The 19051-nt window shown below is 48.1% G+C and carries 23 protein-coding genes; 9 read left to right on the plus strand and 14 right to left on the minus strand.

Annotation, left to right across the window (positions count from 1 at the left end; translation table 11 throughout):
- Positions 1–2 precede the first annotated feature (2 nt).
- Both BM257_RS13240 and BM257_RS13245 read right to left on the minus strand, forming a co-directional pair.
- Positions 3–488 carry a YjbQ family protein gene (locus BM257_RS13240; RefSeq protein WP_092073663.1) on the minus strand — a complete coding sequence of 162 codons (486 nt, stop codon included), beginning with the start codon at positions 486–488 and terminating at the stop codon, positions 3–5.
- A gap of 14 nt (positions 489–502) precedes the next feature.
- Positions 503–847 (minus strand): winged helix-turn-helix transcriptional regulator, encoded by a 345-nt coding sequence (locus tag BM257_RS13245; RefSeq protein WP_092073665.1) that lies wholly within the window; start codon positions 845–847, stop codon positions 503–505.
- Between the two features lie 220 nt (positions 848–1067).
- Here BM257_RS13245 and BM257_RS13250 point away from each other — a divergent pair, with 220 nt between their 5' ends.
- Together BM257_RS13250 and BM257_RS13255 are read left to right on the plus strand one after the other, a co-directional pair.
- Positions 1068–1523 carry a cupin domain-containing protein gene (locus tag BM257_RS13250; protein ID WP_092073667.1) on the plus strand — a complete coding sequence of 152 codons (456 nt, stop codon included), beginning with the start codon at positions 1068–1070 and terminating at the stop codon, positions 1521–1523.
- 11 nt (positions 1524–1534) lie between these two features.
- Positions 1535–1984, plus strand: a complete 450-nt coding sequence (locus BM257_RS13255; RefSeq protein ID WP_092073760.1) for a pyridoxamine 5'-phosphate oxidase family protein — start codon at positions 1535–1537, stop codon at positions 1982–1984.
- Between the two features lie 51 nt (positions 1985–2035).
- On the opposite strand, the gene BM257_RS13260 is transcribed toward BM257_RS13255, so the two are convergent.
- Positions 2036–2470, minus strand: coding sequence for a PPC domain-containing DNA-binding protein (locus BM257_RS13260; protein ID WP_092073669.1), 435 nt, complete (start codon positions 2468–2470; stop codon positions 2036–2038).
- Positions 2471–2558: 88 nt separating this feature from the next.
- On the opposite strand from BM257_RS13260, the gene BM257_RS13265 reads away from it, so the two are divergent.
- Genes BM257_RS13265 through BM257_RS13280 form a run of 4 tightly spaced genes read left to right on the plus strand, consistent with a single transcriptional unit; the run spans position 2559 to position 3811 of the window.
- The gene (locus BM257_RS13265) at positions 2559–2768 is read left to right on the plus strand and encodes a DUF4250 domain-containing protein (protein ID WP_092073671.1); all 210 of its coding nucleotides are present in this window, start codon (positions 2559–2561) and stop codon (positions 2766–2768) included.
- Positions 2765–3010 carry a hypothetical protein gene (locus tag BM257_RS13270; RefSeq protein ID WP_092073673.1) on the plus strand — a complete coding sequence of 82 codons (246 nt, stop codon included), beginning with the start codon at positions 2765–2767 and terminating at the stop codon, positions 3008–3010. Before BM257_RS13265 ends, BM257_RS13270 begins: the two co-directional genes overlap by 4 nt.
- A 5-nt stretch (positions 3011–3015) precedes the next feature.
- Complete coding sequence (locus BM257_RS13275; protein WP_092073762.1) at positions 3016–3546, plus strand: hypothetical protein; 531 nt, start codon at positions 3016–3018, stop codon at positions 3544–3546.
- Position 3547: 1 nt separating this feature from the next.
- Complete coding sequence (locus BM257_RS13280) at positions 3548–3811, plus strand: GlsB/YeaQ/YmgE family stress response membrane protein (protein ID WP_092073675.1); 264 nt, start codon at positions 3548–3550, stop codon at positions 3809–3811.
- 47 nt (positions 3812–3858) lie between these two features.
- Here BM257_RS13280 and BM257_RS13285 read toward each other — a convergent pair whose 3' ends face one another.
- Positions 3859–4563 (minus strand): porin family protein, encoded by a 705-nt coding sequence (locus BM257_RS13285; RefSeq protein WP_177216129.1) that lies wholly within the window; start codon positions 4561–4563, stop codon positions 3859–3861.
- A gap of 1042 nt (positions 4564–5605) precedes the next feature.
- Between BM257_RS13285 and BM257_RS13290 the strand changes: the two genes are divergently transcribed.
- From BM257_RS13290 to BM257_RS13300, 3 genes are read left to right on the plus strand one after another with little or no spacing between them, the layout of a single operon-like run.
- Complete coding sequence (locus tag BM257_RS13290) at positions 5606–7096, plus strand: lipopolysaccharide biosynthesis protein (RefSeq protein ID WP_092073679.1); 1491 nt, start codon at positions 5606–5608, stop codon at positions 7094–7096.
- A gap of 6 nt (positions 7097–7102) precedes the next feature.
- Positions 7103–8125, plus strand: coding sequence for a hemolysin activation protein (locus tag BM257_RS13295; protein ID WP_092073681.1), 1023 nt, complete (start codon positions 7103–7105; stop codon positions 8123–8125).
- Between the two features lie 7 nt (positions 8126–8132).
- Positions 8133–9044: a glycosyltransferase family 2 protein gene (locus BM257_RS13300; RefSeq protein WP_092073683.1), complete on the plus strand. Its 912-nt coding sequence runs from the start codon at positions 8133–8135 to the stop codon at positions 9042–9044.
- On the opposite strand, the gene BM257_RS13305 is transcribed toward BM257_RS13300, so the two are convergent.
- From BM257_RS13305 to BM257_RS13350, 10 genes are read right to left on the minus strand one after another with little or no spacing between them, the layout of a single operon-like run.
- Entirely contained in the window at positions 9036–10460 is a 1425-nt protein-coding gene (locus BM257_RS13305; protein ID WP_092073685.1) for a DUF6080 domain-containing protein, read from the minus strand. The two genes, BM257_RS13300 and BM257_RS13305, sit on opposite strands and share 9 nt — an antisense overlap.
- Positions 10453–11814 (minus strand): DUF6080 domain-containing protein, encoded by a 1362-nt coding sequence (locus BM257_RS13310; RefSeq protein ID WP_092073687.1) that lies wholly within the window; start codon positions 11812–11814, stop codon positions 10453–10455. Before BM257_RS13310 ends, BM257_RS13305 begins: the two co-directional genes overlap by 8 nt.
- Positions 11811–12395, minus strand: a complete 585-nt coding sequence (locus tag BM257_RS13315; protein ID WP_092073689.1) for an HAD family hydrolase — start codon at positions 12393–12395, stop codon at positions 11811–11813. The genes BM257_RS13310 and BM257_RS13315 overlap by 4 nt, the downstream gene beginning before the upstream one ends.
- The gene (locus BM257_RS13320; protein WP_092073691.1) at positions 12392–13372 is read right to left on the minus strand and encodes an acyltransferase family protein; all 981 of its coding nucleotides are present in this window, start codon (positions 13370–13372) and stop codon (positions 12392–12394) included. Before BM257_RS13320 ends, BM257_RS13315 begins: the two co-directional genes overlap by 4 nt.
- Positions 13369–14451, minus strand: coding sequence for an acyltransferase family protein (locus BM257_RS13325; RefSeq protein WP_092073693.1), 1083 nt, complete (start codon positions 14449–14451; stop codon positions 13369–13371). The genes BM257_RS13320 and BM257_RS13325 overlap by 4 nt, the downstream gene beginning before the upstream one ends.
- 17 nt (positions 14452–14468) lie before the next feature.
- Positions 14469–16271 carry a phosphoethanolamine transferase gene (locus tag BM257_RS13330; RefSeq protein ID WP_369821328.1) on the minus strand — a complete coding sequence of 601 codons (1803 nt, stop codon included), beginning with the start codon at positions 16269–16271 and terminating at the stop codon, positions 14469–14471.
- A gap of 4 nt (positions 16272–16275) precedes the next feature.
- Entirely contained in the window at positions 16276–16830 is a 555-nt protein-coding gene (gene nadD, locus BM257_RS13335) for a nicotinate (nicotinamide) nucleotide adenylyltransferase (RefSeq protein ID WP_092073697.1), read from the minus strand.
- Positions 16831–16850: 20 nt separating this feature from the next.
- Positions 16851–17408, minus strand: a complete 558-nt coding sequence (gene gmk / locus BM257_RS13340) for a guanylate kinase (RefSeq protein WP_369821329.1) — start codon at positions 17406–17408, stop codon at positions 16851–16853.
- A gap of 22 nt (positions 17409–17430) precedes the next feature.
- Entirely contained in the window at positions 17431–18303 is an 873-nt protein-coding gene (locus BM257_RS13345) for a YicC/YloC family endoribonuclease (RefSeq protein ID WP_092073701.1), read from the minus strand.
- A 15-nt stretch (positions 18304–18318) separates the two neighbouring features.
- A complete protein-coding gene (locus tag BM257_RS13350; RefSeq protein WP_092073703.1) occupies positions 18319–18921 on the minus strand; it encodes a hypothetical protein in 603 nt (200 codons plus the stop codon).
- Positions 18922–19051 lie beyond the last annotated feature (130 nt).

Below are 19051 nucleotides of genomic sequence, written 5' to 3' on the forward strand. Positions count from 1 at the left end.
TATTATTCTCCAATAATTGTTACAACCAAGTCTCTTGGGCCGCCATAATTTCTGTACTCACAAAAGTAGATGCCTTGCCAAGTGCCGAGATTCAGACGACCATCGGTGATGGGGATGGTAATGCTGACACCGCTTAATGTCGATTTAGCGTGTGCAGGCATGTCGTCGGCACCTTCCAACGTATGTTCATACTCAGGACGGTTTTGACTTTGTCGAATTCCTCCTCGCTCGGAAGAGTTGATGCAAGCATCACTCTCCTCTCTCTCGTTCGTCATTTCAGGAACCAATCTATTAAAGATAGTCTCCATATCTACACGCACATCAGGATCACAGTTCTCGTTGATGCTCAGTCCGCAACTGGTGTGCTTCGTGAAGATGTTCACGATGCCCGTCTTCGGCAGCTTCGGCAACTGGCTCACTATCTCGCTCGTCACCAAGTGGAAGCCACGACGTTTCGGCTGCAGGGTTATTTCTATTTGCTGTACCATATCAGATTCTTACATTAATCTGTCACAACATCCTTGAAATGCTGCTGTCCCCAGGCTATTAGATCCGTAAGCACCGGCATGAGTGAACGGCCTGTATCAGTCAGGGAATACTCTACGCGGGGAGGAACCTCTGGATAGACCTCACGATGAACAAGGTGACTCTGCTCCAGATTCTTCAGCGTCTGCGAAAGCATCTTCTGGGAACAGTCTGTCATCAGGCGACGCATCTCATTAAAACGGAGGATGCCAGTCTCGCTGACGTGGAGCTGATAGAGCACCAACATTGACCACTTGTCGCCAAAGCGACTCACTACATTGCGTATCGGACAAGCCAGATACTCTGCTTTTATATCTGCCATAATTATAGAATTTTCGACAAAGGTAGCAAAAAGTTACTAACTAACGGCATTATACTATGTTAATCTGAGTTAAAGTGCATTTTGCGGAACTGCGATAACATCCCAATTCCTACTTTTTGGTAACTATCCCACCAAAAAGTGCCTTCTTGTGGGAATGAAAAATTCGCCGTACCTTTGCACCGTCAAAACGAAATAATAACATTTTAAACGTATAAGAATTATGAAACAGATTGAGACAACAAAGAGTGGTAAGAATTACAAAGTGATTAACGTTGGTAAGTTCAGCGACCTGATGGACTATGAGCTTCCTCTTGGCCCGGACTTCACGCTTCATGGTAAGGTGTTTGCTGGTCAGGCCGTAGGCGCAACAGGTAGTGATCTGTCGTTCCAGACGCTCGTTCCTGGTCAGGACAGCGGTTTCCTGCATACCCATAAGACCCACGAGGAGCTTTACATCATTTTGAAGGGTGAGGGTATGTATCAGGTGGATGGTGAGCAGATTCCTGTCAGCGAGGGCAGTATTGTCCGCGTAGATTCTGCTGGCAAGCGTGCGCTGAAGAACACAGGCAGCGAGAACCTGACAATGATGTGCATCCAGTACAAAGCTAATGCTTTTACAGAGGCTGACAGTCCAATGGAGGATGGTGTGATACTACAGGAAGAACTGAAGTGGTAAATCCTAAAGATATGCTCAACAAAGCACTACATTTTCTGAGCGAACACTGCGAGATTGCCTTGGCCACGTGTCAGGGCAATCTTCCTAAAATGCGCATCTTCCAGATTATGCGTCAGGAGGGCAATATGCTCTACTTCGCAACATCAGCCAAGAAAGCCGTATGGCAGGAATTGCAGGAGAATCCCAACGTGGAGATACTGGCATACGCAGATAACGTGTCTGTCCGCTGTTCAGGTATGGTGAACTTTTATGTAGATGATGACACAAAGCGTTGGATATTCGATCACAATGACGTTCTCTCACGTCTCTACAAGAGCTACGACCAGTTGGAATACTTCTGTCTGCCCATTGCAGAACTTGACTACTTCGATCTATCACCAACACCTCCCATCAATCAGCATTTCGACCTGATGGCAGGCGAAGTCGATAATGGTTTTGTGGGAGAAAGATTCAGTAAATAATTAATTCTATGAGGAATCTCAATATGGGTTCCTCGTTTTGTTTATGTAACCTTAAAAGTTCCAGAATCCAGTACCAGTCTCAGGATCAAACTTCCTACCGATAGCACCGCCGACAGTTGGACGCAGTTCAATTTCGGCAGTGTAGAGAACGGTTGTGGCTTTCAGATGTCCTCCCGCCATTCCATGCTGACCGTTCTTCTTGAATGAGAACAAGGCATGAGTATGATGGAAGAGTTTGCCGTCATCGTTTCTTACGACATTGCCGTTGAGTGATACCAATTCCAGCATCCCCTCTAACTGTTCAGTCTCAAAACTGCCAGTTTCGGGGATGAACACCTGCAGCTCTGCACTCTGACAGCCGCCGATTCCAGAGAAAACGGCTGAAGGTATGGATTCTTTCTCGCATATTGAGAGGAGGTTACCTATAATCTCATCACCTCGATCCATACGGATATAGTAGTTATCACCAATCTTTCTGTATTCCATCTTAATTATTTGTAAAGTTGGATGCAAAGATACGAATAATAAAGTAAAAATGAGTACCTTTGTCCTCCGATTTAATAAGAATTGTGATATGGACTACCTGCCGAAAGATCCTGCGATACTGGTTTCGAGCGTGAATATGCTCCTGAGAGACGAGGAGTTTGACACGCTGGAATCACTGTGCTATAACTTCGGAACGGAGACAAAAGATATAAAGGATTACCTATACGGCCACGGATTCGTGTACAGCGAGAAGCAACGACAGTTCCGCCCGATAGGATATGATACAGTAACAAAATGATAACAAAGGATAGTATCGAGACCGCCTACAGTTTTCTGCATCAGAAGCAGCGAATCTATGTTCATTCCACACTTGACTGGCAGAAGGATGACATAGAGTTGGCCATTTCCGACTATGCCAATGACATGAGCCAGGAACTGTATGATGCCTTCAGTGGTGGTAGGGCTGACTTTCTCCGTGACCACAAGCGGTTTCAGGAGGACATCACCAAGGCTGTTGAGATACTTGAAAAGATGCTATAATGATTATGGAGAATTTTGAAGAGCAATTGAGAAAAGACCTGCATCAGTTCCTACTGAGCATGAAGGAGGTGGATAATAGGATGCCGGAGTGCCCTGATGTGGAGGAAAAATGGGAGGAGATAGCCAAGGCTTACATCCCAGACGGCATCCGCGAGTTTCAGGACTTCCCATCAGCCTCCCTTGGTTGGATGATGTATATCGGCATGGCCGTCGCCAAGTTCTGGGATGCTGAATGGGATATTTACTCGAAGATAGAAGACCTCTACGCCTACATGCGTGACAAGCGAGGTTACGACGCGATGGACGAATACATCCGCGAAGAAGTACTGCAGTTGCAATGTGTGGATTTCACCGTTCTTGAGAAGGTAGTGGGCGAATGTGCTTCACGGCTTTATAATGCCCTGATGCACCAGCGATTTGAACCAGGCACGAAAGAAGCCTTCAACGGCTTCGTTGCCTGCCTGCACCAGCTCTATCTCTTTGGAGCAGCCATGCAGTTGAAGCGGATGGGTTATCACATGACGAAAATGAATTGATATGTTAGAACACATTGCAGATTTTACAGCTTGGCCAATACTGACAGGCATCTTGGTAGGTTATATAGCCAACCGCATTATGAGTGGTGAGGGCAAAGGATGCTGCATGAACCTTATCATCGGCATTGTTGGCAGCTATGTTGGTACTTTCATCAGTCATCTGTTGAACATCGAACTTTTGGGAAAAGGCTATCTCACCAATTTAGTATTCTGTGTAGTTGGTGCCGTAACATTTTTGTGGATTTGGAAAAAATTTTTTGATTAATTATACTCACAAGGGGTGTCCCCCTGTGAGCATGAGTGCTGTGTTTCTTAGAGGGCGAACTTGTAACCTACTGTCAGTGTGAATACGCTGTTCTTGCTGTCCTTGACGCCAACAAAACTTTCTTTGTTCACCTTAGTGAGGCCAATCTGGTAACGTGCGTCTATAGTAATAGGCACCTTGAACTGGTAAGAAACACCTACAGGAATAGAGAAATCAAACTTCTTGTACTGGTCTTTCATATCGATAGTACCGTAAAGGTCCACCTTTCTATTAACGCCATCTCCTAATACGTCATAATTAGTTTCTCCATGTGCATAGAATGTAGAGGAAACAAGGAACCCGAACTGAACACCTGCCTTAACAGCAAAACCCTTGAAGATGTAGTAGTTTGCCACAATAGGAATCTTGATGTAGCCCAGAATATCGCTCTGGTTTTTGATCTTGATTTTCGCTCCTCCATCAAAATAATCAATGTCTTCCCATCCACAGCCCTGAGTAGTGTAGTTCACACCTGCAGCAACGCTGAATTTCTCAGCAAACTGATATTCAGCCTCACCACCGATAATACAACCTACTCTCATCTTCTTTTTCAGTTCTACACCATCATCAAGGTCAAACGAACCTGCGTTTGTAACTGATGATATAACACCACCAACGTATGGCTGCAATGACCATGTACCTTTCTCAAACTGTGCGCTAGCACTTACTGTAGCCATAAAGGCGGCTACTGCCATCATCATAATCTTTTTCATAATATTGCCGAAATTTAAAGTTATTGTTATAAGATATTGCAAAGATAAATAAAATTTTTCAATATGCAAAAAGAGTAGGTTAAAAAGAACTGACAAGACTGACAAGGGACTGGCACCTGATTCTTTCGCCTTCATCGAGTCAATGATTAAGCCAATGGAATAAACAAATCTCCGCCCCAGACAAAGAGCAGACTGTCTAGGGCGGAGTTTTTATATAATAAGAGTTATCAATTAATAACGATGAGGCTATTTCCCTCTATGTCGTACTTTACAGGATGAGCGAAGGATATATAAATAGGGATTTAACAGTTTAACAGTTAACAGTTGGTATTATACAAAATACTCAACCAATGGCAGGGATAAAGTGTGACAGTTGTGACAGATGACAGTTAGTGAAAGTCAATGTTCTTAGGAAATCTCAAATCTCAGTTAACAATGGGCTATATCAAAATATCAAATATCAGTTTATTAAAATTAAAAAAATGTGATATCAAATTTATTATATATATAATATATATATTATATATATAATAATATATATACATAAAATATGCGGTTTTTGCATGTTTACTTTCACTAAACTGATATTTGATATTTGATATAGACGCTGAAAACTGAAAAATCATCTTCGGTCAATCTCAAAACAAGTAACTGAGATTTGAGATTTGAGATTGATTTTCGCTAACTGTTAACTGTTAAACTGTTAAAAACCAACCCAAAAATTACTGTCACAACTGTCACTGTCACGCTAAAGTATGGGGCAATTTGATTCCGATGCCTTCTATCCCTTGTCGCAGTATCTGCCATCACTTGTACTAAAGGCTGGTATGCCTGATACTAAAGGCTGTTATACCCCTATGGGAGATACTGGAATACATCTTAACAGATACTAGAGAAGGGGGAAGGGTTAAGGGTTCACGGGTAAGGGTTATGGGTTATGGGTCATGACCTTCGTGACCACTTGCAAATTTTTTCGATGCAAAAGTTTGGTGAATTGATAAATAGTCCATACCTTTGCCCCGTAAATAGAGCGCATGAGGCGATGACAATGGAGACGCTGAAGGAACGGACGGCACGGGGACTCTTCTGGGGAGTCCTGAACAGTGGTGCGACGCAGGTGCTGAATGTCGTGATCGGCATTCTGCTGGGACGTATGATAGCCCCGGCGGAGTGGGCGCCTATCGGTATGATCGCCATCTTCTCCGCCATAGCAGGAAACCTGCAGTCGAGTGGGTTCTCCACAGCCATCGTGAACATGAAGGAGCCGACGGACAACGACTACAATGCCGTGTTCTGGTTTAATATCCTTGCCAGCATCTGTCTCTATCTGGTGTTATTCGCCATTGCCCCCTGGATCGCCCTGTTCTTCGAGCAGCCCTGTCTGACATCCCTGTCACGTTTTATCTTCCTCGCTTTCCTCCTCTCGTCGTTTGGTATCTCGACGAACGCCTATATGACGAAGCACATGATGAATCGGGAGATCACCATCGTCAACAGTTGTGCGCTGGTGTGCTCAGGTATTGTCGCCGTCACCCTCGCCTTCAACGGGTTCTCCTACTGGAGTCTGGCATGGCAGCAGGTGGTGAACGCCCTGATACTCGTCATCGGACGTTTCTTCTTCGTCCCCTGGAGACCCTCGTTGTCGATAGACTTCACCCCGATACGCCGTACCTGGAGGTTTGCCATGAATATCCTTGTCACGATGGTGATCAACACCCTCAACAACAACATCCTGACCTTTATCTTCGGAAAGTTGTTCGCGAGGACCCCACAGGTGGTCGGTAACTTCTTCCAGGCATTCAAATGGAACACAATGGCGTACCAGTTGGTCAGTGGCAGTATTGAGCAGGTGGCGCAACCGGTACTGGTGGAGGTGAGAGGCGAGCGGTCAGCGGCAAGTGATGAGCACAATATCAACGAGCAAGAGACACGAGTATTCCGTAAGATGCTGCGCTTCACAGCCTTCCTCGCTTTCCCCGCTATGTTCGGGCTCTCCTTGGTGGCACATGAGTTCATTGTCTCGACCATCGGTCCCAAGTGGGAGGCATGTGTGCCCATCCTGCGTATCCTTTGTGTTGGAGGAGCCTTCATGCCCTTCTACTCCCTCTATAAGAACCTGATCATCAGTCAGGGGCGCAGTGATATCAACATGTGGTTGAATATCTCGCAGGTCATCTTGCAGATGGTCCTCATCTTCCTCACCTACCAGCAAGGAATCCTCGTGGTGGTGGGAGTCTTTACCCTGCTGAACATCGTATGGCTGTTCGTATGGCAGGGATATGCCAATAAGTTGATAGGCGTGCGTCTGTGGGATGTCTGCAAGGACACCGTCCCCTTTGCCCTGATCAGTGCCGCCCTCATGGTAGGAATATGGTTCCTTACGACGGGTATCACGAGTCATCTGCTGTTGCTCCTGCTGCGTGTCACCATTGCCGTCCTCGCCTATGCCATCGTCATGAAGTTGCTGAAGGTGAAGATGATGGACGACTGTCTACAATTCATAAAATGTAAAAATGCAAAAATGCAAAAATAAAGTGTGATGAGATACCCTGCAGAAAATGATGTCGCCGTGCTGTTGATATTCTTCACCCGGCAAGAGACGCTGAAGCGAACCTTCGAGGCGATCAGGAAGGCACGCCCCTCCCGTCTGTATCTTTACCAGGACGGACCCCGTAACGAGGTGGAGGCACAGAAGATAGAAGCCGCCAAGCAGATTGTCGCCGACGAGGAGATCGACTGGGAGTGTGAGGTGCGGCGTAACTACCATACGGAGAACAGTGGTGCGTGGGCTTCCAACTACCAGGCGCAGCGATGGGCGTTCTCCCTGCATGACAAGTGTATCGTCATCGAGGACGACTCCACCCCTGCCGTGTCGTTCATCCGTTTCTGCACGGAGATGCTCAACCGCTATGAGCACGACGAGCGTGTCACCATGATAGCAGGCTATAACCACGAGGAACGGACAGACGCTCCCTACGACTACCTGTTCACCTCCGTCTTCTCCATCTGGGGATGGGCATCATGGGGTAGGGTCGTCAACCAGTGGGACGACCGTTATCAGGTGGTGGACAGTGATTTCGACATGCGTCAGTTGGAGGCACTCGTCAAGGCACATGGTGACAGGGAGGAGATGGTCAAGAAGCTCCGTAAGCACAAGGAGTCAGGTGACCCCATCTACGAGACCGTCTATTGGTCCTATAACATGCTGCACTCCGGACTGACCATCGTACCCACCCGTAATATGATACAGAACACCGCCGTGTCAGAGGAGTCGGCACATTTCCAGAGTGCGATGAAGACACTGCCCGGGCGCATGCAGCGGTTGCTGACGATGCCCAGTTATGAGATGGAGTTCCCTTTGCGTCATCCGAAATATGTCATCGAGAATGTGGAATATAAACAACGTGTCTACCGCATCATGGCATGGGGACACCCCTGGGTGAAGATAGGACGCAGCATCGAGGAGCTGTTGCGCAACCTGCGCTACGGTAATTTCAAGGCTGTCTGGAAAGCCCTCGTTTTCAGGGTGAAGAAGAATACCGGACACATCAACTATCAATAGAAAGACTATGGAGATATCAATCATTATACCAGTATATAACAAGACCGCCTATATCGAGAAATGTCTGGCGAGCATCTTCTCACAGAAATTCCCCTCCTTCGAGGTGATCGCCGTCGACGACGGCAGTACCGACGCCTCCGGGAAGATCTGTGACAAATGGGCTGCCGACGAGCCACGCATGAAGGTGTTCCACACCCCCAATGGTGGTGTGACAGCCGCACGACGCTGTGGGGTGAGGCATGCTGAGGGGAGATATATCATGTTCGTGGATGCCGACGACCTGTTGACAGACGGTGCCCTGTCCATGATGCATCGGGCCATCACACAGTCTGGAGCCGACGAGGTCATCGGTCCGTATATCGACCAATATGGTGTCCTCCATGACTCTGGTTTCCGGGAGTGGACCATCTGCGAGCCACTCGTCCGTGACCTGCTCGCCACCAGGAACTCCTTCTGTGTGCTGTGGGGTATCATCTTCAAAAAAGAACTCCTTGACGGGTGTCTGGGAGCTCCCAGGGAGATCGTGGAGCGTGAGGACTCGCTCATGCAGATCAAATGTCTCATGAAAGGACCGAAGGTCTATTTCATCGACAAGCCTGCCTACCTGCATTATGAGGATATCCCCAACAACAGGATAGAGGACCTGCACATGATACGGATCTATGACGAGGAGCTGCGACAGACGCTACAGCCCCAGTGGAAGCGCTATCGCTCCGCTTTCATAGGACATCAAATCAAGATTTATGAGAAATTCATCGACAACAGACAGTTTCATGTCCTCAAGGAGTACTATCGTCCCCTGCGCAGACAGTTAGACAGTTCGATACCCCTTGCCGACCGGGTGGCACTCTTGTTACCCCCGCGTCTCAGCTATTTCCTCGTGCATTACTATAAAAAATGGCGGAAACGCTCATCCTAGCAGGTAACCCACCAACAGGACACCATTGTAGAGCCACAGGAAGACGGTGAGGAGAAGTAAGAGGTAAAAGGTAAGATGTCTGAGGTGAGGAGACTTGAGTAAGAAAGCGATGCCGACGGGCAGTACGAAAGCCCAGTGGGACGCCATGATATACACCTCGTTCAGTCCAAAGCCCAATACCAGATGGATGATCATATCGAAGGCGAAACCAGCCATCGCCATCCACATGAAACGACTCTTACGACCCAGCCATAAGCCTGTAAGCCATAACAAGACGATCACGCCCTCCACGGCATAGCATATCCACCAGCGATAACGCACGATCATAGGACGGCTCCCCATGGTGTCCTCCAGCAGATGGTCCTGATGTAGCATCAACGACTCCCCGAACAGGTTCTCCACCATCGAGTCCCAACGTGGGCTCGTCACATCCGTCCATCGCAGAAAGACATTCTTACTCTGGATGGGCATCCCCTTGTGCATACTCTCCCAACGTGCCTTCGCCTCCTTACGGAGCCGCTGTTGGTATTGCTTTTCGAAGACTCGTTGCTTCTCCTCGGGATTCATGATGGAGGTGGTGTCCATAAACTCCTGGTACGCTTGTTCTCTTGCCACCCTTGCCTTCTCCTGTTGTGCGATCCGTTGTGCCTTCTCCTTCGGGACAATATAGGTGTGGTTCTCCCAGACGGCAAACAGCCACAGCAGTGCGGCAGGTAGGATGACAGCCAATAGCAGGTATTTCGGACGGAAGAAACGCTTGCCGTTGACAAAGAGGGCATCGATGAGCATTTTCACACCATTGCTCAACGTGACACCTGCTGTGACCACAAACAATACGAGGGTCTGCAGGATGGTCATCTCCCTGCCTTCCCGCATCCATCTGCCTGCGATATAAAGTGTCAGCAACAGCAGGAACATCGATAGGGTGAAATGATCGGCGACAATACTCGCCACCATGATATGGGCAAAACCATAGAAGAAGGCTGTGAGGAGGATGGCGTCATCCCGTCTCACACCTATGATATCCTTGAAGATACGATACAGGAAGACCACTGAATAGCTATTGCACACCAACAAGAGCGCTGCCAGGAGAAACTGTACGAGGTTATAGCCTGTCAGTGCAATGAGTCCGTTATTCAACAGGAACAAGGGATAGACCATCCAGGTGAGCAAGGGGTGACGGAACACCTGGTAGGTCACGTCCCAATGCGTCACGACGGCATAGGTGATAGGGTCGTAGCCTGACATGTGGAAATGACTGTAGAAGACACCACCGTTATCAATAGACTCTTGTAAGAAAGAGTCACTGAAACAATAGATGCAGCAAGCATGCAGGAAAACACTGACGAGGACGAAGGCAAGGACCAGCCAACGCTCCTCCTTCTGTATACGGAAGATACTCCACATATTACTCATACCAGAAAGCTATTGATACCGGGGGCTGTTGCATCCAGTCGACAATCAGTCCCAGGTTATGGATAAACAAATAAACGGTCAGCAGGATGATGACCACCCTCAGCGTGTCTGCCACTCGCTTCTGGCTTTTAGCCAACAGACAGGCGACAGCGATGGGGAAGACATACACCCAGTGTGCCGACATGATGTAAATCTCGTTAATGGCAAAGCCTAAGCCAAGATGCATCAGGGCATCGGGCAGGATACCTAACAGACACATCCATAACAGGCGCTCACGCCTTCCGTACCAGATGCCGGCAAGTAGCAGGATGACGAGCAAACCCTCTATGACATAATTGATGACAGCACGATAAGACAATAATACGGGACGATAACTTGTCAGTACGTCGTCCAGCACATACTCCTCATGTAATATCAGGGACTCCCCGAAGACATTCTCCTTCAACGTCTCCCATCGGGAAGTGGTGTAGTCTGTCCATTTCAGCAGACTGCCCTTGCCTAACGGTTTTCCTTTATGGATGACCCATGGCGCATGCTTGTAACGCTCATGGTCCCTCCGTGCCTTCTGTATCATCTCCGCCTTGTGCTCCTGGAAATATCGCTGCGCCTCCTGTTCCTTGGGATAGACATAGATACGCTCCTCCAAGACTCCCAAGCCGATGACGAACAGCCAACAGCCACTTATCACCAGCAGGTAACGCCAACGGAAGAAGCCCCTGCCCCGTGCTATCAGCTCCGCGGCACATACCTTCGCACCATTCGTCAAGGTCACCCCGGCAGTGACCAGCAGCAACAAGGCAGATTTCCATGTGCTCAACAGCCGTCCTTCCTGGTAGGACTTACCCACCAGATAGAGGGACCATAGTATCAAGAACAAGGAGATACCGAAATGATCGGTGGCTATATAGGTCACCAACACATAGGCAAGGCTGAAGAAGAACATCACCAATAGGACGGCGTCCCACTTGCTGACACCCACCAGCTCCCGAAGTATACGGTAGAGGATGACGGTGGTACAGAAGGCAAAGAACAGGATGATCACCGCAGCGATATACAAGGTGCCGTTGACACCGAACAGGGATATCAGCAACTGGTTCAGTCCGTAGGGCAGTCCCATCAGATAAGGCAGCAGTGGATGACGCAGCACGTCATATTTCATCCCCCATTCCGTCAGGACGGAATAGGTGGTGGCGTCAAAGCCTGACACGTGGTAGTTGTAGGACAATAGTTTTCCGTAGTCGTCACAGACCACTGAGAACAGGGCGTCATACTTCATGATGAGCATCCCGTTCAGGATGACCAATAGCAACAGGACGACCAGTCCTAATATCCATTCCTCTCGTCTCAGTCTCATTGCCGGAAAGGTTTAAAATGACACTCGTCAGCGAAGGCAAGCAACTCACGGTCGCCCTTGCTGTCACCATAGGCGGTGAGATGATAGTCCTCCCGATGCGGATACTGCTCCATGATACGGTTCACCTTCTCCTGTCCGTAGCAGTTTTTCGTCTGGAAACGACCCGTCAGTCGTCCGTTCTCCACCTCTATCTGTGTCCCTATCACTTTCACACCAGGGAAGAAAGGTTGTACCCAGTTGTCGATGGACGCACTGACAATCACCACCTCCGCACCAGCAGCCTGCGCCTCCTCTAACGTCCTCACCCCCTCAGGACGCAACAGATGACGATGGGTGTCAGCAAAGCGCCGGCATAGCATATTGAAACGTTCCAACGTCATACCCTTGAAGAAATAGGAGAACACCTTCTGCTTCGCCTGGTAGTTGGGATAAAGCCTCAGCTTCATCATCACGATGAGGGGCAGGCGATACAGGAAACCTGCTACGAAGGCAGCCAGTCCCTTGGCGTCAAGGATGAACATCAGCAGGGTGTCCCGACTGGTCAGTGTCCCGTCAAAGTCAAAAGCTACTATCCGTTTCATGGCATCACACGTTTGATGAGTTGATGCAACAGCCACGCAAGGGGTACTGCTGCCGCCAGTGTCAATAGGAAGGTGGGCCAGTAGCCCAGATGATAGGGGGAGATATACACCATCACGAAATGGTGATGGATGAGGTAAAGCTCCAGACTGATCGTCCCCAAAAACGAACAAATGCTGTTCAACCATATAGGAGTGTACAGGAAAAGCTTGGCGAGGAGGAGCAGCAGGGAGATGGTCAGCGGGATATAAATCATCCGCTCCGCAAACAGCGGAAAGCGTCCGTGACGCACCTGTTCCAGATAGATACACGCACTTGCCGTTGCCAGGAAGGTCAGTATGAGCAACCCCCACGCACCTTTCTCCATCTTCTTCTCTGTTCTCACCCATTCCCCACAGTTGATACCGAGGAAGAAGATCGGCATACGACTCCAGAAGATCTCAATATGTCCTACTGCCTGATGGATGGGGATGACCCACTGCACACAGATACACCATACCAGCATCAAGACCGGAAGCCAACGCCATGAGGGACTCTTCTGTATCAGCCACATATAAGGTGGTGCCCATACATAGAGCATCATGATGGCTGGGATATACCAGAATGTCAACTCGTCGTGTAACCAGAAATCCCAGTTGATGGTGATGTCGCCTATCAGATCGATGACGCTCCCTGTCTGCCCGTTGAAACGAGGAATGTAATACAGGGACGACATGATGAGCCACGCTGGAAAGATTCGTAACAGGCGACGCTTATAGAACTGTTTGAAGGAGGGGGTCTTTACCCATGAGAACCAGAGTCCGAGACCACTGAGGAACAAAAACATGTCGACACCGATATTCCCACAGCGACGTAAACCGAAGAAGGCATCATTGCGGGGCAGCTCCACATGGAAGAGTACGATGAAGAGGATGGCGGCACCCATCAGCTCTCCACGATAGCGGCTCAGGTCTTTCCATGTAATCTCGTTTAAACTCATAGTTTAGGACTTGGTATTTGGTCTATTATTTTCTTCACTGCCCATGAGAGGGCGATGGTAGCGATGACATATAGTATCAGTCCATCGTAGATATCCTGTCGCCAGGCTACAGTGATAAAGATTTTGCGGGCAACGGGATGTGCCACAAACATAGCGGCAGAGATACTACCGAACCAGACACAGAGGCGCAGTAGTTGCTGGGGCATCGTCTTCACGAGAGCGATCGTCCCTATGATAATCAACAAGGGTATCCAGAGCCACGACTGGAAATGGAAGCACATCACGAAGACAAGGAGTGATGTCAAAAGCGTCACGCAAGCCCAAAGCCAACGTGACATAGAGAAATGGATTTTGTCTATAGAACGTCCTACGAGGATTCCTGCTCCAAAAGGTAACATGCCTCCGATGAAGTTATAACGCAACCGGTTCAGGGTGTCTCCATCCGGATCGCAGCATACCTGTAACAACCAACAAACAATGACCATAGCGATAACCACCCAGTTTTTCTGTCGATAAAGCAACAGTCGATAGACGATATACAGTTCGATCATCAGTCCGAAGAACCAATAGATACCTGGCCAGATAATCTTATCAGGCTCTGGTAGTACATTGATGTACATCAGCAACTGTGCTATGACATGATCCCAATGGTACTGGAAACGTCCGGGTGTCATCATATCCACGATGATGAAGATGGTGAAGCCCACTATCAGCATCCGCAACAATTTCAGATAATGGTAACGTATGAAATCTCCCACTCTCCATAACGTTTGCACCCCCTCTCCTTTTGGAGAGGGTTGGGGAGAGACTTCATATTTCATCACCAGTCCGAAACCACTGAGGAAGAGGAAGACAGGTACACCGTAATGTCCGAAATACGATAACAGATGGACGGGCAGTAGTTCGTCAGGATGTGTGATGACCTGCCAGAGTCCCTCATTATGGGAAGTGAAGAACTGATACTCGTTCTCCTGGACGATCTTCCCAATAAAATGGCAATAGTTATGCAACATGATGGCAAGGATGGCGATGCCACGCATTGCCGTACACTCGTCCCGTGTCAAAAACTCGTTCTTCATTTTTAATCTTTAATCTTTCATTTCGGTCGCAGACCGTTATAGTCCACACTGTTCTTCAATAGTCGGGGACGTTTCTCATTATATGAACTGTTCAGTACGTCATAGTCTTTCCGATAGTCCTTGGAATAGATCCCACCCAGATACATCAGTGTATGGGGCAACAGGTCCGTCATATAAGGACGGTGGCGATAACGTCTGACAGCCTCCCATTCACGGGGATGTGTCTGGCGGTACTCCTCTGATGCCCAAATCCAGAACGGGATCTCGAACTCCTCACGAGCAAGACGGTAGTCGATGGTTGCCGAGTGGTTGCGTCCAAAGTAATCTAACGTGTTAAAACACTCCTCACCATGATCTGGCATATAAATGACAATAGCATTCCGCTGTTCGAAACGACGGATGATCTCATCGACAATAGAGTCGTTATAGCGTGTCGCATTATCATAGTCGGCATTGATCTGCAGACGCTTCTCAGCCAGTTTCTTATCGGGATAGTCGGCAGCGGAGAACATCCTTCTGGTCTTCACAGGGAAACGTCCCCGATAGTCCACATGTTGTCCCATCAAATGGAAGATGGTCAACTGGTGGTCGTGATGTTCCTTCAGGGCATCGTAGTCTTGCAGTACTCCCTCGTCAAAACGATGTAGACGGGTATTACGGGTGTCGAACAACTGTTCACTCAACGAAGGATGGTTCAAGAAGAAACCACCACTGAAGTCATAGACAGCCTCCCCCGCCTTAGGCAGAAACTGATTCGTAAGGAATGTCACATGATACCCTGCCTTACGGAATATCTCCGGGAACATCGGCTGGTCGGTCCAGTCGTCTTGATCACCAACGGCATGAAGGGAGAAGACATACTTAAAAACAAAGCTTGTCAGGTTCCAGGGTGCCACCACATCTGTGAAAGCAATCAGCGTACTATCCTGCATACGTTGTAACTGACGAGGGGTTGTGGGTTTGTCATAGCCATACAACTGGGAACGGTGTTTGTTGAAGCTCTCCCCGATAATCAATACGATCTGTGGACTACGGAAGTCACAACTGTCCACCTGTACCTTCTCCGTTGCTGCCATCAACTGGGTTATCTGATGGGAGGCAAGACGATTAGCATATAAGCTGAACACCATTCGGTGAATGGGGAGGTAGAGATCGGCACATCCTTTGGTCGTCAGCTCATGTTCCACTTCTCCCAGGTTCGACTTTGTCATTAAACGGTGGATAGCTTGTTTGTTGGGAAGACACTGGGTTGTGCAGTAGATGAAAAGTCCCAAGACAATGACTCCCAGTCCTGCCTGCAAATAGGGTATCGCTTGTTGGGGGATACAGTGTTCCGTCGATGGATGGTACTTCTTCCACCAAACACTGAAGATCGCCCATAGGATATGTAAACCAGCGATCAGGAAGATCCACCCCGTCTTGGAAGTCAGCAGGTCCCATCCCACATACGAGTTCAGGAACTCACTTGCCTCTTGTCCTGTCGTCTCGAAGAAGAGCATGAGCATCGTGGGGGTCAGTGTTGACTCGAAATGTACATAACAGAACATGTCTATCAGGGCAACGACATAGAGGATAATGGCAAATAAGAGGCGGATCCATTTGCGTATCCTCTGTGGCATCAAGGTAAGGAAGACACAAGTCAGGTATAGGTCGAAGAATAACTCAACGGCTGATAATTCATAAGGTTTCGCTCCTCGCAGATGCAGTCGGATCTCTGTCTGTGTACAGAGGTAACCCAGTACGAACATGAATACAAAGAATGCCGCATTCATACGTATGGGCTTCCATAGCCACCCTAATATCTGCAATACCTTTTTCAACTCTTCAATCCTTCATTTCTCCATACAGTCTTTTCACATCCTCTACGATCGCAGCAGGTACTAAGCCCTCAATAGACAGTCCCCGTCTCACTTTCTCCCTAATCTCCGTACTTGACACGGGTAACAATGCCGCTTGTATCGTTCCACCTTGTCCGTCACGAGGATAGACCACCACCTTATAACATCGGAGGATATCTTTCCAATGGTACCATCGTGTAAAACGTTCCCAGTTGTCACCACCTATCAGTAAAGTGAACTCATAGTCGGGATAGTCTTGGCGGAGCCGTTGTAGCGTGGTCCATGTATAAGATGGTTTGGGGAGATGAAACTCATAGTCGCAAGCCTCTATACCTTCCTCATCAGCTAATGCCTTCTTGGCAAGTGCATAACGCGAGGCATCATCCAACAGGTCTGTCGCTTCCCGCTTCAAAGGGTTTTGTGGTGACACCATCAGCCAGACCTCATCTAACTCCGTCTGTCGGAGAATCTCCCTTGCCAGTGCGATATGTCCGCAATGGATGGGATTGAACGAGCCACCGAAGATGCCAACTTTAACCATTAAAAAACCATCATAAAAGATTAAAAAAGGAAATCCCGAACGATACGTAAAGTCTCTTCCTTTGCCTTTTCCAAGTCGTCATTGACGACCACATGATCAAACTGAGGAGCGAAAGTCAACTCATATTCCGCTTTGGCAAGTCGTTGCTCTATAGCCTCTGGGGTGTCTGTACCACGATGCTCTAACCTTTTGCGCAGCTCTGCCACAGAGGGAGGCTGGATGAAAAGACTTAAAGCCTGGTCACCATAGTGTTTCTTGATATTCACACCACCTTTCACATCCACGTCGAATACAACATTCTGTCCTGCTTCACGCTGACGCTCCACCTGTGCCTTCAACGTACCATAGAAGCGATTCTTATAGACCTCCTCATATTCCAGGAATTCCTTGTTGGCAATCTTCTCCTTGAACGCTTCAGGAGTCAGGAAGAAATACTCGACACCATCCTTCTCCTCCCCACGAGGGGCACGAGAGGTACAGGAGATGGAGAAATAAAGTCTCAACTCCGGATGCTCCTTCATCAACCAGTTGACAATGGTCGACTTACCACTGCCAGAGGGAGCACTTACTATCAACATCTTTCCTTTCATTCCTTCAATCCTACAAAGCATTCAGCACCTGCTCTTTGATTTGTTCGAGCTCATCTTTCATCTTTACCACAATATTCTGCATCTCTGCCTGATTCGATTTCGAGCCGGTGGTGTTAATCTCACGACCCATCTCCTGGGCAATGAAACCGAGCTTTTTACCCTGTCCTGGCTTATCTGCCATCGTCTCACGGAAATACTTCAGGTGGTTGGTGAGACGCTGTTTCTCCTCACTGATATCCAATTTCTCAATGTAATATATGAGCTCCTGCTCCAAGCGGTTCTTGTCATACTCTGCCTCTGGGATCTGCTTCAGACCATCCACGATACGGGCACGTATCTTCTCTACACGGCTCTTCTCGTAAGGCTCGATACTTGCCAGCAGACGCTCGATATTGTCGATCTTCTCTCCAAATTTCTTCTCAAGGGCGGCACCTTCCTGAGTACGGAAGTCTACCAGGTGTTGCACAGCCTCTTCTACACCAGCACGAGCAACAGTCCACTCCTCTTCATCCAACACCTCAACCTCTGTCTTTGTGAGCACATCGGGCATACGGGTCAGTGTCTGCATCCAGTCCACACCTGTTAGCGCATGACTCTCCGCAAAACTCTTCAACTGCTGATAGTAGCTTTCCATCAGTGCTGTATTCACAGGAGCTGCCTCTGTAGCGGCATCCTTCTCAATCCAGACACTCATCTCCACCTTTCCACGAATGACCTTCTCGGCAATTAACTGTCTGATTTCCATCTCTTTCTCGCGATAGAGTGGGGCAATACGGGTGGTTAAGTCTAACTGCTTGGAATTGAGCGACTTGATTTCCACATTGATTTTCTTTCCCTTATAGACAACGACAGCCTTGCCGTAGCCCGTCATAGATTGTATCATATTATCACGTTTATATTATTTGTTGAACTTGTGTCCGTTCCACTTCAATGTCTTTTTCGTCTTTGTTCCATTGTCATTCCACTTGGTGACAGTGATGTCCTTGCCAGTACGCGGCAGTGCATAGATGGTATTGTTATAACTTACTTCAAAACCAGGAGTCTCACACATAGTCATCTTCTTTGTGGCATTATTATAGCGGAGGAAAACGAGCTCGTCATACTGTCCCAGGCTGGGCTTGCCATTCGAGAAGCTCCAACGGTTATAGGCAAAAAGCTTGTGCTTCTTGTCAGCCTCGTTCCAATAGCACATCTCTATCCTGCTTAAGTGTTCCTCGTATCTGAACTCATAGACCATAAAGCCGTTCCTCTTGTCAACGGTCAGTGTCACATTCTTATCTTGTGACTCACCTTGACGATAACGTTCCAAAGCATCTTTGATTCCTGCTGTCGCTTCCTGGTCGCACTCTTCTTCATCATCATCGCCAGTGACGAGGAATGCCCATGCAAGGTCGACGATGTCGGGGGATGTACCAAGAAACCCTACCTCAATACTTTTTTGTGCACTCGCTGTGATTGTCATAGCTGAGAAAGCCACCCACATAAATAATTTTTTCATCATAGCTTCTTTTGGTGATTGTTATTTTGACTTTAGACGCAAAGGTACGGGTTTTATTTTAATTTTCCAACCTTTTCTGTAAAAAACACACTCAACAAAAGAATTTCATTCCTTTTGTTCTCGTTTAATCGAT

The organism is Prevotella sp. tf2-5, assembly GCF_900115435.1.
Classification (GTDB): Bacteria; Bacteroidota; Bacteroidia; order Bacteroidales; family Bacteroidaceae; genus Prevotella.

What these genes read in the sequence shown, in the direction of transcription:
- BM257_RS13255 (WP_092073760.1), top strand. Translation starts at nt 1,535, where the DNA reads ATGCTCAACAAAGCACTACATTTTCTGAGCGAACACTGCGAGATTGCC.
- BM257_RS13280 (WP_092073675.1), top strand. Translation starts at nt 3,548, where the DNA reads ATGTTAGAACACATTGCAGATTTTACAGCTTGGCCAATACTGACAGGC.
- BM257_RS13315 (WP_092073689.1), bottom strand. Translation starts at nt 12,395, where the DNA reads ATGAAACGGATAGTAGCTTTTGACTTTGACGGGACACTGACCAGTCGG.
- BM257_RS13310 (WP_092073687.1), bottom strand. Translation starts at nt 11,814, where the DNA reads ATGAGACTGAGACGAGAGGAATGGATATTAGGACTGGTCGTCCTGTTG.
- BM257_RS13345 (WP_092073701.1), bottom strand. Translation starts at nt 18,303, where the DNA reads ATGATACAATCTATGACGGGCTACGGCAAGGCTGTCGTTGTCTATAAG.
- BM257_RS13320 (WP_092073691.1), bottom strand. Translation starts at nt 13,372, where the DNA reads ATGAGTTTAAACGAGATTACATGGAAAGACCTGAGCCGCTATCGTGGA.
- BM257_RS13295 (WP_092073681.1), top strand. Translation starts at nt 7,103, where the DNA reads ATGAGATACCCTGCAGAAAATGATGTCGCCGTGCTGTTGATATTCTTC.
- BM257_RS13260 (WP_092073669.1), bottom strand. Translation starts at nt 2,470, where the DNA reads ATGGAATACAGAAAGATTGGTGATAACTACTATATCCGTATGGATCGA.
- gmk (WP_369821329.1), bottom strand. Translation starts at nt 17,408, where the DNA reads ATGTTGATAGTAAGTGCTCCCTCTGGCAGTGGTAAGTCGACCATTGTC.
- BM257_RS13265 (WP_092073671.1), top strand. Translation starts at nt 2,559, where the DNA reads ATGGACTACCTGCCGAAAGATCCTGCGATACTGGTTTCGAGCGTGAAT.
- BM257_RS13240 (WP_092073663.1), bottom strand. Translation starts at nt 488, where the DNA reads ATGGTACAGCAAATAGAAATAACCCTGCAGCCGAAACGTCGTGGCTTC.
- BM257_RS13250 (WP_092073667.1), top strand. Translation starts at nt 1,068, where the DNA reads ATGAAACAGATTGAGACAACAAAGAGTGGTAAGAATTACAAAGTGATT.
- BM257_RS13290 (WP_092073679.1), top strand. Translation starts at nt 5,606, where the DNA reads ATGACAATGGAGACGCTGAAGGAACGGACGGCACGGGGACTCTTCTGG.
- nadD (WP_092073697.1), bottom strand. Translation starts at nt 16,830, where the DNA reads ATGGTTAAAGTTGGCATCTTCGGTGGCTCGTTCAATCCCATCCATTGC.
- BM257_RS13305 (WP_092073685.1), bottom strand. Translation starts at nt 10,460, where the DNA reads ATGAGTAATATGTGGAGTATCTTCCGTATACAGAAGGAGGAGCGTTGG.
- BM257_RS13325 (WP_092073693.1), bottom strand. Translation starts at nt 14,451, where the DNA reads ATGAAGAACGAGTTTTTGACACGGGACGAGTGTACGGCAATGCGTGGC.
- BM257_RS13300 (WP_092073683.1), top strand. Translation starts at nt 8,133, where the DNA reads ATGGAGATATCAATCATTATACCAGTATATAACAAGACCGCCTATATC.
- BM257_RS13285 (WP_177216129.1), bottom strand. Translation starts at nt 4,563, where the DNA reads ATGAAAAAGATTATGATGATGGCAGTAGCCGCCTTTATGGCTACAGTA.
- BM257_RS13245 (WP_092073665.1), bottom strand. Translation starts at nt 847, where the DNA reads ATGGCAGATATAAAAGCAGAGTATCTGGCTTGTCCGATACGCAATGTA.
- BM257_RS13350 (WP_092073703.1), bottom strand. Translation starts at nt 18,921, where the DNA reads ATGATGAAAAAATTATTTATGTGGGTGGCTTTCTCAGCTATGACAATC.
- BM257_RS13270 (WP_092073673.1), top strand. Translation starts at nt 2,765, where the DNA reads ATGATAACAAAGGATAGTATCGAGACCGCCTACAGTTTTCTGCATCAG.
- BM257_RS13275 (WP_092073762.1), top strand. Translation starts at nt 3,016, where the DNA reads ATGGAGAATTTTGAAGAGCAATTGAGAAAAGACCTGCATCAGTTCCTA.